The sequence below is a fragment of the Maribacter aurantiacus genome (assembly GCF_005780245.1).
GTDB classification, from domain to species: domain Bacteria; phylum Bacteroidota; class Bacteroidia; order Flavobacteriales; family Flavobacteriaceae; genus Maribacter; species Maribacter flavus.
This window is the reverse complement of the sequence record NZ_VBUK01000007.1, coordinates 201,509-214,034: the sequence shown is the minus strand read 5'-3', so window position 1 is coordinate 214,034 and position 12,526 is coordinate 201,509. Positions and strand designations below refer to the sequence as shown.

Genomic DNA, 12,526 nt, shown 5'->3' with positions numbered 1-12,526 from the left:
AACAGCTAACAGCTAACAGCTAACAGCTAACAGCTAACAGCTAACAGCTAACAGCTAACAGCTAACAGCTAACAGCTAACAGCTCTTTTTCATTTCCGTAAAATATTGGAAAAAATACGGTATCGTCTCAATGCCTTTTAAATAGTTCCAAACCCCAAAATGTTCGTTGGGGGAGTGGATGGCGTCACTGTCGAGGCCGAAACCCATTAGAATGGTCTTACTATCCAACTCTTTTTCGAAAAGCGAAACAATTGGGATACTACCACCACTGCGTTGCGGAATAGGTTTTTTGCCAAAAGTGGTTTCATAGGCTTTGGAGGCGGCCTGATAGCCATCAGTGTCTATCGGCGTTACGTAGCCTTGACCCCCATGATGCGGTTTCACTTTCACTTTTACCCCTTTAGGAGCTATGGCCTCAAAATGCTGTTTGAAGAGCTCCGTAATCTCCCTCCAATCCTGATTGGGCACCAATCGCATAGATATTTTCGCGTAAGCTTTGCTCGCGATAACCGTTTTGGCACCTTCGCCAATGTAACCGCCCCAAATGCCGTTCACATCCAACGTAGGCCTAATGGAGTTCCGTTCATTTGTGGTGTATCCTTTTTCCCCATAGTCGGAATCAATATCCAGCGCTTTTTGATATGCCTCCAAAGAAAAAGGTGCTTTGGCCATTTCGGCGCGTTCTTCATCTGAAAGCTCCTGAACGGTGTCGTAAAATCCTGGAATGGTAATATGGTTGTTCCCATCATGTAGACTGGCGATCATCTTGGCAAGTATATTGATGGGATTGGCCACGGCACCCCCATACAAACCGGAATGTAAATCACGATTGGGCCCTGTAACCTCCACCTCAACGTAGCTTAACCCGCGAAGGCCCGTAGTAATGGAAGGCACATCGTTGGCAATCATTCCGGTATCGGAAATTAGGATAATATCGTTCTTCAATTTTTCCTTGTTTAGTGATACATAGGTCGACAAATTGTTACTGCCCACTTCTTCTTCCCCCTCGATCATAAATTTAACATTGCAGGGCAATTGATCGGTGTTCACCATAAATTCCAAGGCTTTCACGTGCATGTACATTTGGCCTTTGTCATCACAGGCACCTCGGGCAAAAATGGCGCCATCCGGATGGAGTTCCGTTTTCTTTATTATCGGTTCAAATGGAGGGGAATTCCATAAATCCACAGGGTCTGGTGGCTGAACGTCATAATGTCCGTAGACCAAGACGGTTGGTAAATTGGGGTCAATGAGCTTCTCGCCGTATACAATTGGGTAGCCGTCCGTTTCATGAATTTCTACCAAATCACAACCGGCCTTTTCCAGCGATTTTTTTACCGCTTCGGCCGTATCCAATACATCTTGGGAGAAGGCGGAGTCCGCACTGATGGAAGGAATTTTTAAAAGTTCAATAAGTTCCTTTAGGAATCTGTCTTTGTTTTGGCTTATGTATTGTTTTATGTTTTGCATGTATACGTTTTGAATATTCTTTTTAAAAATACAAAAAGCTGTAATTTAAAGAGTGTTTGTTTATAGAATTGAAAATTTACTTTATATTTGCATCCCGAATATTTCGGCAGCCGTCGGAAGGGAAATGCAGGCGTGGTGGAATTGGTAGACACGCTAGACTTAGGATCTAGTGCCGCAAGGTGTGAGAGTTCGAGTCTCTCCGCCTGTACAGAAAAAACCTCTTGAGAAATCAGAGGTTTTTTTTATGCCGTAAAGTTACGTTAAGGTGGTCAGCAAAGAGAAACGGGAAGCTTGCCCTGAGCTGAGGGAGTCCCAGAGATGACACCGAGCGAAGCAGAGGTGCCTAAACTCTAAGTCTCTCTAGAGTGAGATGCTTTTTATAAGGGAAATACGACGATAAAATTACCCTAATTCACTTTTATTAAAATCAAAAACAATTGAAATTGATTATTTTAAGTTGGCTTTTGTAATCAAAGTTCCATTTGGATAGGTCAGGTTCCCTTCTTTCTCGGCTGTAATAAAAATGGATTTGGGCTTGTAAGGTGTCACCACTTCAAGAGATACTTTTCCTCCATCTGTATTTAGCATACCAATGTTTTCCGTTCTGGAAGCCTTTTCTGTCTCCACCCATACACTATAAACATTTGCTGATGGTTTCAATCGGCTTGGCGCGGCCAAGTTTTCTGCGGTAATTTCAAGTATTGTGTTTCCATTGTTATCGCTTTTGGATTTTACCTTTATCTCCGCTGCAGGAACTACTTCAGAAATTGGCATTTCTAAAACGGAAGCACATGAGCAAATTAATAGTAAGGACAATATGGAAACATTCCGGCAATATTTTTTCATACTTCTTTTATTTTTTAAAACTATGAACCTTTCTTTTTAGCAATACCTTTGACACAATAGTTAATTAGAAGTCACTACTTCAACGAACAAAATTAGTATCAAAATCGTTAAGTATATAAATACTAGATATTATTTTTCGGCGAATTCAAAAAAGTGGAATTCCTTAGAGGGGACTTTTAATTTGCACCTTGCTAAGTATTACAAATTCATTGTTTCTTCTAGTTTTCCCATTTTTCCATCATGGGCTGCAAGATTTCCTTTTCGACCCCGTAGACTTTTCCCTCCTTGGCCAAGGGCATAAATTCGTCAATATACTGTTTGCTCAGGGCTTCGGAATCTCTGTATTGCTTCCGAAGGGCATCCAGTTTTTGGCGCAGGTCTTTCTGTATATCGGCATAGGCAGGATCATCATAATAATTGTGCTGCTCCAGGGTGTCTTTTTTTCTGTCTATCAATTCCCAATAATCCATGTCAAAATAGTAGTGGATCAATTTGTAATCTTTGGTAATTACCGCATAATGTCTGTTCACATTATGTTCGGAGGGATGCTCGTAGTAGTGGTAATAAACGGCGTCCCTGTCCCAATTTTCAGTTGCACCGGTCAGTACTGGGACCAAACTTTTTCCTTGCATGTCAGCCGGTTGCTCCACTCCGGCAACTTCTAGTAAAGTTTGGGCAAAATCCAAGTTTTGTACGAGTTCATCTGAAACACTTCCAGGTTTAATATGGTTTTTCCAAGAAACCAACAAAGGCGTTTTTAGGCTTTCATCGTACACGAATCTTTTATCGAACCAACCATGTTCGCCTAGGTAAAACCCTTGGTCCGAGGTATACACGATCATGGTATTTTCCGTCATGTTGTTGGCTTCCAGATAATCCAGCACCCTCCCTACGTTTTCATCCACGGATTTAATGGTACCCAAATAATCCTGCATATAACGCTGGTAACGCCATTTTGCAATATCGGTTTCGGTCATGTTGGGATAGTTCTCTATAAATTCATCCGCAATGGCCTTATAATAGGTGTCAAAAGTTGCTTTCTGGGTGGAGTCTAATCGGCCCACGGTCATTTCATACCTGCGTTTATCAAAACCAATCTGCTCCTCCAAACCCAATTGGTCCATTACTTCAGGATACAACTTACTGTCAGCTGCCCAACCCATATCACCGTCGACCTTCATTTTGGCCACTTTTGCGGCAGGCATACCTTCGTGGGTGTCGAACAAGGTTGCCGGCTCCGGGATTTTTTTCTGGGTATACTCCGCCATATGACGTTCGGCCATCAACCACGAGCGGTGTGGTGCTTTGTGCAAATACATAAGCATAAAGGGTTTATCCGCTTGACGTTCTTTTTCCAGCCAATCAAGGGTCATATCGGTTACAATATCCGTTACGTATCCCTTTACATTGATCTCCCCATCGTTTTTGGTGATGAAATCTGGGTTGTAATAAGATCCTTGTCCAGGTAAAATCTTGAACTGGTCAAAACCTTTGGGATTGTTTCCAAAGTGCAGTTTTCCGAACATTGCCGTTTGGTACCCCGCTTTTTGTAGGAGCTGTGGAAAGGTAACATTCGTGGTGTCAAAAGGGGATACATTGTCTATTTTGCCGTTAATGTGGGAATGTTTGCCAGTAAGAATGGTGGCCCTTGATGGCGCACAGATGCTATTGGTAACGCTTGCATTTGTGAAAAGCATCCCCATTTTTGCTATCCTGTCTATGTTGGGTGTTTCGATTAGTCGTTTATCATATGCCGAAATGGCCTGATATGCGTGGTCGTCCGACATAATGAAGACAATGTTTGGTTTTTTGGGTGTTTCCTTGGTTTCTTCTGCACAGCCCGAGCAAATCAGTATCAATAGGAAGATAAGGTACAAATGTGGCGTGCTCTTTGAATGGGAGTATTGGGGGGTACGGGATTTCATGGATAAAGGTTCTATAGGTTGCAATAGGTTGGAAGATAACAATTATTCCATTGATCCTGTTTGAATTTTCATGGCACCTTAAAAAGATATGCTCGTTAGTCTTTTAAATATGTGAAGTTGCGATTACCAGTAGGAAAAGCTTCTTCGTCGGTCTATAAAAAATGGCTTGGGTATCTGATTACTATTGCATACGGTACGGAGTATAGACGAAATCAATTTTTGATTGGGGTATATAGTCATCATTCTGGTATGGTTGGTTATTTTAATAATCGAAAGCCCGATTTTTATGGATGGTATCCTAATGCCAATGTATCAACATGTCGCACGCTTTATATTGTTTGTAAATGCCAGAAAATGCTGATAGAAGGGGAAATATTCTCTCCAACGGGAATCTTGAGGCGCCCATGTCCGGTCGTTTAGGACTTTGAGGTTTTTCGTTTTTTATGGTCACCCAATTATTGTGGTAATATTGGGATATGGTTTTAGATTTTAGTAATTTTTACGAAAAAATTAATTTGACATGACCTGTTTTAGTAATCGTTCAAAAATAGTTGTAAGTTGCCTCTACATGCAAACCACGCTAAAAAATCTTAAAATTCATGAATTTGATAGCGTTTGTGGACATAGCATCCATGGATTACTGGGTCATTAGGCTATTTTTAGAGTTCATTTTCGAAAACGTTATAGTAAAACTTTAAATTATGATGTGAATTTTTTTTTCTCTTTTAACTAACAACAATCAATATTAACTTAAACCTAAATTATTTATGAAGAGTACATTCTTAAAGGGTTTCTTACTTCTCGGGGCATTTTTATGTTTTGGAATGGTGCAAGCCCAAACCGTGACCGGGACCGTATCGGACCAAATGGGTCCTTTACCAGGTGCCAGTGTTCTTATTAAGGGTACAACTACCGGTACCCAAACTGATTTCGATGGTAACTATACGTTGGACAATGTGGACGATGATGCTACCCTGGTATTTAGTTACATTGGTTTCAGAACTGTAGAAATACCCGTTAACGGGCAATCTACCGTAAATGTTACCATGGAAGAGGATGCCAGTAAATTGGACGAAGTGGTAGTAACAGGATATGGTACCCAGACCAAAAAGGATTTAACAGGTGCCGTTAGTGTTGTTGACACCGAGGAACTTTTGGCCATTCCGGCTACGACTTTTTCTCAGCAACTACAAGGTAGGGCTGCAGGTGTTAGCATTATTAACGATGCCCGCCCCGGTGGAGAAGCTACGGTACGTATTCGTGGTTTTGGAACTTTGGGTAACAATGACCCACTGTACATCATTGATGGGGTTCCTTCCACGGAACAATCCAACCTCAACCCCAATGATATCGAGTCCATGCAGATATTAAAAGATGCCTCTGCGGCGTCCATTTACGGTTCTCGTGCGGCAAACGGGGTTATAATCATTACGACTAAGAAAGGTAAATTGGGCAAGCCTACCATTTCCTACAATACATTTTATGGCCTGCAATCCCCTGAAAAGGATGTAGAGGCGCTAAATGCAAGGGAGTTGGGCGAGTACCTGTATTTAGCGGATATTTATGCCGGTAGAACGCCTTCTCACGGCCAATATACTTACGGTCCCAACGGAGAAGTTACGATTCCTGATTTTGTATTCCCCAGTGGGGCCAATGAAGGTGACCCTGGAACCGATCCCAGTTTGTATGCCTTGGAAGAAGGAAACATCTATGCCATCACAAGGGCATCCGACACGGATTGGTGGGAAGAGGTTACGAACCGGGGGGCTCCTATAATGAGTCATAATATTTCGGCTTCCGGAGCAACAGAAGCTGCTCGATATGCATTCAGTTTGAACTATTTTACCCAGGAAAGTATCACCAAGTTTTTTAGCTATGACAGGGTGTCCTTGCGAGCCAACACGGAGTTCAAGGCTATCAATGATAAATTGACTATCGGCGAAAACTTTACGGCTTCGTTTGATAACATTAAAGGTGATGTATCCAATGACAGTGAGCAAAGTCCGGTGTCTGGAGCTTTTAAACACCACCCTTTATTGCCGGTTCGCGATATCGCGGGCAATTTTGCCGGAAGTAGAGGTGCCAATTTAGGAAACAACTTCAACCCATACGCACAATTATTTAGAAACCAAGACGATAGAGAGTATGGTATTCGATTGTTGGGGAACGTCTATGCGGATTACGAAATTATTCCCAACTTGAACCTGCGGTCCAGTTTTGGGGTGGACGTTAATGGTACCCGAATCAGGAACTTGGGTCGCCCACAACCGGAATATGTTGAAGGTAACTTCATAAATAGCTCAGAGGCAATCGATCGCTACAATTATTCATGGACCTGGACCAATACATTAACATATTCCAAGACTTTTAACGAAGTGCATAATTTCAAGGCCTATGTAGGTACGGAGTCCATTCAATTGTTCCAGGAATTTTTTAGAGGGTTCAGACAGCGTTTTCCTTTTGAGACCACCAATATCTTAAGTTATTTGGATTTGGGAAATCCAACTACTGCCCAGGCCAATGGTAACGTGGAGCGGGATTTTACCTTGTGGTCACAATTCGGTCAGTTTAACTACGATTACGATGGTAGGTACTTGTTACAGGCCACCTTGCGTAACGACTCTTCGTCCCGTTTTGGTGCGGATTCCAGAAACGCTGTATTCCCAGCCTTTAGTTTGGGATGGAGAGCATCGGATGAAAGCTTTATGGACAATGTGGATTGGTTGGACAACTTGATGGTGCGCTATGGTTGGGGACAAACCGGAAACCAGGAAATCGGGGATTACAATGCATTTACCACCTTTCGCTCCGATATTGTAACAGCAGGGTATCCCATCGATGGTTCAACTTCAGACCCAAGACTTGGTTTTTCAACTAGGGCCTTTGGAAATCCCAGCGCCAAATGGGAGACCACAACCACCAATAACTTAGGTATCGATATGACTATGTTCAGCGGCAAACTTGATTTTAATTTGGACGTTTACACCGCTACCACTACGGATATGTTGATTCCAGTGCCCGTGACCTATACGGCAGGGCAAGCGGACGAACCCAACTTCAACGTGGGTGAAATGAACAATAAAGGGTTTGACGTGGCCTTGACCTACAGAAACAATGTAGGCGATTTCTCTTATGAAGTATCCGGTAACCTTTCCAGGTATGTCAATGAGGTCGTTGCCCTACAGGGCGAAAGCACTAGAATTTTTGGTCAGAGTCGTAGGATACCAGCGCTTTCCGTAACGCAGGAAGGTTCGCCCATTGCCTCTTTCTTTGGTTTCCAAAATCTGGGTATTTTCCAGACACAGGCGGAGGCGGATGCCTGGGCGCCCTATGGGGACTATAATGCTCCCGGTAAGTTCCGGGTGGCCGATGTCAACGGAGACGGTGTTATCAACGATGACGACCGTACTATCATAGGAAGTCCACATCCGGATTTTACCTATGGTATCAATGTCAACTTGAACTATAAAAACCTTTCATTGAATATTTTTGGAAACGGTTCACAAGGGAACGACGTATTTAATTATGTACGTTATTTTGCGGATTTCAATACCTTTCAAGGGAATAGAAGTAGGAGGGCGCTCTATGATGCTTGGCAGCCTACGCAACCTTTGGCAGATCCAAGTACCTGGGTAGCGGCGAACCCCAACGCCACGTCCCCAATTATGGATGCAAATGACGCCATCAGTAGTAGGCCATCTACCTACCTAATCGAGGATGGTAGCTACTTCAGGATTCGTAACGTACAGTTGACCTATAATTTCCCTCAAGGACTATTGTCCGATTGGGGCATAGGCAGTGCACAAGTGTATGTACAAGGACAAAACTTGGCCACGTTCACCAACTACTCCGGTCTAAACCCAGAGGTACAATTGGGCAATACCGGAGATAGCCGCAGGAATTTGACCCTGGGCTATGATGGTGGTGCGCAGCCGGTGGCAAGGCAGTTCAATTTAGGATTAAATGTTACTTTTAAATAAAAAATAAATATGAATAAGATGAAAAAGACACGTTTTAGATTGTTATTCCTGTTGGGCTTTGTAGCGCTGATAGGGTGTAGCGACGAGTTTTCTGAAAGAACCCCGTTAGGGCGCGTTAGTGAAGGCGATACCGCCACGGCAGACGGTGTACGCGGGTTGTTGATCAGTGCCTATAATATGGTGCCTGGTGGTGGACTTACGGGCCAAACATGGCACAATGACATCCATAACTGGGTATTTAATATTGCCTCGGACGATGCCTTGAAAGGCACGGATGCGGGTGACCAGCCGGAACAATCTTTTATAGAGGCCTATGATTTTCAGGCTTTTAACGTGCATATCCGAGATAAATGGCGTGGTTTGTACAAGGGTGTTGCGGCAACGAACAACGTAATCGACAATGCGAATGCCGTTGAAGAGGGATTGAGCGATGCCGAGCGTCAGCAAATCATTGCAGAAGCACGCTTTCTACGCGGACTGTTCCATTTTGAAGCCAGAAAGATGTGGCGAAACCCGGTGTATATCGACGATGAGACCTTTTCGTTGAACGACTTGGAAAGTACCAAAGTGCCCAACGATCGTGAAATTTGGCCCTTCATAGAGGCTGATTTTGAAGCCGCAGCTTCCGTGTTGCCAGATTCACAAGGCGATGTGGGTAGACCCACCAGTTGGGCTGCCAAGGCTTTTTTAGCCAAGGCCAAAATGTACCAGGGCTGGGACGATAATGGGGCAGCCAATATCTCTAAATTACAGGAAGCAAAAACGGTACTTGATGACATAGTCGATAATGGACCTTTTACCTTAGTTGCCGATTTCGGTGATAATTTTAAGGTTTCTACTAGGAATAATTCAGAATCTATTTTTGAAGTTCAGTACGCCTTAACGGGTGCTAATGCCGATGCGGCTAACCGTGGCATTGGATTGGCTCATCCATATACTGACCCATGGGGCTGCTGTGGTTTCTACCAGGCTTCCCAGAATTTGGTAAATGCTTATCAAACACAGGATGGACTTCCTTTGTTGGATAGCTTTGATGACACCGATGTTTTACCTGATGTAGATGAGACAACCACTCTTTCTACTTGGACAGGACCTTTAGATCCCAGAGTAGATCATACCGTAGGACGTCCCGGTATATTGTACAAAGGCGGATTCAAAATTTATCAGGTGGATTTCGTTAGGGACTTGAATTATGCCGGCCCTTGGTTTTCAATGAAGCACGTGGCCGAAGAGGAGAATTTTGGCCAAGGTGGTTGGCAGGTACTTTCCGCCAATAACTATCGTATCATGAGACTAGGTATGATTTACCTATGGTTAGCGGAGGCCGAGGTGGAATTGGGCAACTTGGAACGCGCCAGGGAACTGGTAAACATGATCAGGGAAAGAGCTGCGAATCCAGATGCATTTAGGAGAGCTGCCATCCAGGGTGAAAATAGAAATGACTACACGGTACTGGATGAACCTGCAGCTAATTATGACATTGCCCTGTATGAAGATCCTTGGACCGATCAAGATTTAGCCAGACAGGCCGTACGTTTTGAGACGCGTTTGGAGTTTGCCATGGAAGGCCATAGATTCTTTGACCTACAACGTTGGGGTGTTTCTGCGGAAGTGTTGAATGCATATATAGCTAGTGAATCGCAACACAGAGCGTATCTACAAGGTCGTTCCTTTACGGCCGGTAAGCACGAGTTTTTCCCAATTCCATTGGAAGCGATCGATCGCTCCGCATTGGATGGGCAGCCAACGTTGACCCAAGATCCAGCCTATTAAGTAGTGTTTATATATTAGATTTAATTGATTGAGTTAGATCGGACCCAAAGTTTGTAAACTTTGGGTCCTTTTTTATGTGAAATCAGCGGCTTAAAGAAATTTTTCCTTATGGTAAGGTAAAGGAATCTATAAATGGATGCATTTAGTGCGAAACTCGTTGATATGGAGCATGTTTCCTTGAATGGTTTCCGGTATAGGTATTTCGTAAATTCCCAACGAAAGGCCCTGTGGGCTTTTTGTGTTTTTTGGGGATTACAATCGACATGGTATAATTTGGTTGTGGTTATTTTGGGGTAGTAGAATACTCACCATTATGTTTAACAAAACATAAGCTACACATTTAGTTGGTATTGATTTTTCGGTAAGTAGGGAACGATGCTTTATAAGTAGGGTGATTTGGCCTAACTCCTACCCTTATAAAATTCATGAATTTTACAGAAATAACTTCTGTTTTAGACATAACTAACTGGTTTTAAGCGTACATTGTACATGTAGTTTAGAGCTATAAAATGTTAGAGTTAGTTTTATTAATTTCAAAAAAAGGTGGTACCGGTTCTCCGTACTACCTTTTTCCTTTTAGGGCATGCATAATCTAATTTAAGCCTCTTCGTTTAACTGTTTTATAAAAAACGAGGGTAGAATGCCTTGTCTTTTTTTAAATGCGGAATTAAAGGTGTTTAAATTGTTATAGCCTATAGAGGAAGCTATATAACTGAGTTTTCTGTTACGAAATTCTTCATCTTGTACGAGCTTGGTCAATAGATAGTTTATTCTAAGTTCGTTTATGTAGTTGTTGTAATTTGACCCCTTTTCGATATTGATTACTTGCGAAAGGTATTTAGGATTGGTTTTTAGCTTTTCGGATAACTGATGGAGGTTGCAATCGGAGTCTATAAAGAACAGGTCCTCTTCCAATTTTTTCAATCTTTTTAGTATAATATCCTTTACGTTATCGTCTATAGTGGAAATGCTCTTTTCCTCATTTTTGTTATTTTCTGGCGTGATCGGGTTAGTTTTAACATCAACCTTTAATTGGGCCTCCAGATTTTCTATCGTTTTTCTATAGATAACCTTGTTTTTTTCCTTAAACTTTACGTAAGCGACCGCTACAAATATGCCAACTACAAGAATTGAGACCAAAATGCTTATTATCGACATTAGTTTCGCTCTTTGAGAAATATTCTCCAACTCCAGTGCTTGCTGTTTTAAGCCAGCCTCCTTTATCTTTCTTCGAGCCTCGAGGATTACAATTCTTTGCTCTTTCTCATTATTGAACAGCGAGTCTCTAATAGCGTCGTACATGGTCTTGTTTTCAATGACTTTGTCCGGTCTGCCAACTTTTTCATAAAGGTCCATGAGAATAAGACTGTTGGATTTTATAACGTCAAAAGCACTGATGTTTTCAGCAGCATCTACACTCTTTTCATAGGTGAGGATGGCATTGACGGTATCCTTGGTCTTTAGAAATAATTCCGCCTGTATCAGTAAGGCCCTGGGCAATCTAAAACGATAATTATTGGCGTTTATCATGGTAATGGCCTTGTCCAGATAGTTTTTGGAACGTTGAAACTCTCCATTTGAGAGAAAAATGTCTGCCATGTTCATGTAGACGACACTTTGTATATAACTTCCGGGGGAGTACAATTCTTTTTCCAATTTCAAATAGAAATCATAGGCCTTCAAAGCGGCTTCCGTATCTCCCAGTTTGGCGGACATTCGCGCTATCTCATCTACTTTTTGAAAAATATAGTGCGTGTCTTTTTGTTTAATGATATAATCGAGTCCCTTTAAACAATGTTCCAATGCTTTTTTATAGTTTTCCAATCGGAGATAATAATGGGACAAAGCTGCATGTGCTTTGGATAAAATGAATTCGTTCTTGGTGTTTTCCGCTAGATCCAATAGTTTAAGTCCTGTTTCCAGGGCTTTGTCATATTCCCCCCTCTCTGTATAAATGTCGGCTTTTAGCGTTTCAAATTCCGCATATGATTCCGGATACCTTCTGTGGTTTATTTCTACTTGGGGGCCATTGATAACTTCCATGGAACGATTGAAATTACCTTGGACGAACATTAGATAGGCCATATTGTACTTCGCCCTATAAATACCATTTTGATAATCCAACCGCTCAGATAAGGTAAGCGCTTCTTGGTTGTAGTTCTTTGCAATTTGAATATTTCGGTACTTATAAAGATGGCAAAGTTGAAGTAGGATATCTGCTTTTTCCTTACCAAAAGCGTTGTCCTTCATAGCCGTTAAGGTATTGATTTCCTCATATTTGTTTTGATTCTTTGTTTCGGAAACCAACTTTTCGATACGGGTGAAGTATTCGGCTATACTATCTTTATTTTCCCTTTGGGAAAAAACGAACGAATGTAGTGCAAGGAAAACAGAAACAAATATTTGGGAGCTTTTTTTCAAACCGTCATTTTCAATCTTAGGAAGAATCTAAAGTATTAAATTTACCGTTCAAATACTATTTTTGAGCGGTTGTATATCTTCAAAAGCCCTGTAGATTTTTTCACCCAATGG

Annotated in this window: 6 protein-coding genes and 1 tRNA gene; 3 read left to right on the top strand and 4 right to left on the bottom strand. The window is 42.1% G+C overall.

Annotated elements, in window-relative coordinates; all coding sequences use genetic code 11:
* Positions 1-75 precede the first annotated feature (75 nt).
* Complete coding sequence (locus tag FEK29_RS12805; protein WP_138258832.1) at positions 76-1,470, bottom strand: dipeptidase; 1,395 nt, start codon at positions 1,468-1,470, stop codon at positions 76-78.
* Between the two features lie 126 nt (positions 1,471-1,596).
* On the opposite strand from FEK29_RS12805, the gene FEK29_RS12800 reads away from it, so the two are divergent.
* Positions 1,597-1,678: transfer RNA gene (locus FEK29_RS12800), tRNA-Leu, on the top strand.
* 239 nt (positions 1,679-1,917) lie between these two features.
* Here the strand turns inward: FEK29_RS12800 and FEK29_RS12795 are convergent.
* Together FEK29_RS12795 and FEK29_RS12790 are read right to left on the bottom strand one after the other, a co-directional pair.
* Positions 1,918-2,316: a hypothetical protein gene (locus FEK29_RS12795; protein ID WP_138258831.1), complete on the bottom strand. Its 399-nt coding sequence runs from the start codon at positions 2,314-2,316 to the stop codon at positions 1,918-1,920.
* Positions 2,317-2,534: 218 nt separating this feature from the next.
* Positions 2,535-4,241: a sulfatase family protein gene (locus FEK29_RS12790; protein WP_138258830.1), complete on the bottom strand. Its 1,707-nt coding sequence runs from the start codon at positions 4,239-4,241 to the stop codon at positions 2,535-2,537.
* Positions 4,242-5,008: 767 nt separating this feature from the next.
* On the opposite strand from FEK29_RS12790, the gene FEK29_RS12785 reads away from it, so the two are divergent.
* Both FEK29_RS12785 and FEK29_RS12780 read left to right on the top strand, forming a co-directional pair.
* On the top strand, positions 5,009-8,221 hold the full coding sequence (locus FEK29_RS12785) for a SusC/RagA family TonB-linked outer membrane protein (protein WP_138258829.1): 3,213 nt from the start codon (positions 5,009-5,011) through the stop codon (positions 8,219-8,221).
* 18 nt (positions 8,222-8,239) lie between these two features.
* The gene (locus tag FEK29_RS12780; RefSeq protein ID WP_138258828.1) at positions 8,240-9,994 is read left to right on the top strand and encodes a RagB/SusD family nutrient uptake outer membrane protein; all 1,755 of its coding nucleotides are present in this window, start codon (positions 8,240-8,242) and stop codon (positions 9,992-9,994) included.
* A 597-nt stretch (positions 9,995-10,591) separates the two neighbouring features.
* On the opposite strand, the gene FEK29_RS12775 is transcribed toward FEK29_RS12780, so the two are convergent.
* Positions 10,592-12,415 (bottom strand): helix-turn-helix domain-containing protein, encoded by a 1,824-nt coding sequence (locus FEK29_RS12775; RefSeq protein ID WP_138258827.1) that lies wholly within the window; start codon positions 12,413-12,415, stop codon positions 10,592-10,594.
* Between the last annotated feature and the right edge of the window lie 111 nt (positions 12,416-12,526).

Coding starts and splice junctions, on each gene's coding strand:
- FEK29_RS12780 (WP_138258828.1), top strand. CDS start 8,240: ATGAAAAAGACACGTTTTAGATTGTTATTCCTGTTGGGCTTTGTAGCG.
- FEK29_RS12785 (WP_138258829.1), top strand. CDS start 5,009: ATGAAGAGTACATTCTTAAAGGGTTTCTTACTTCTCGGGGCATTTTTA.
- FEK29_RS12795 (WP_138258831.1), bottom strand. CDS start 2,316: ATGAAAAAATATTGCCGGAATGTTTCCATATTGTCCTTACTATTAATT.
- FEK29_RS12790 (WP_138258830.1), bottom strand. CDS start 4,241: ATGAAATCCCGTACCCCCCAATACTCCCATTCAAAGAGCACGCCACAT.
- FEK29_RS12805 (WP_138258832.1), bottom strand. CDS start 1,470: ATGCAAAACATAAAACAATACATAAGCCAAAACAAAGACAGATTCCTA.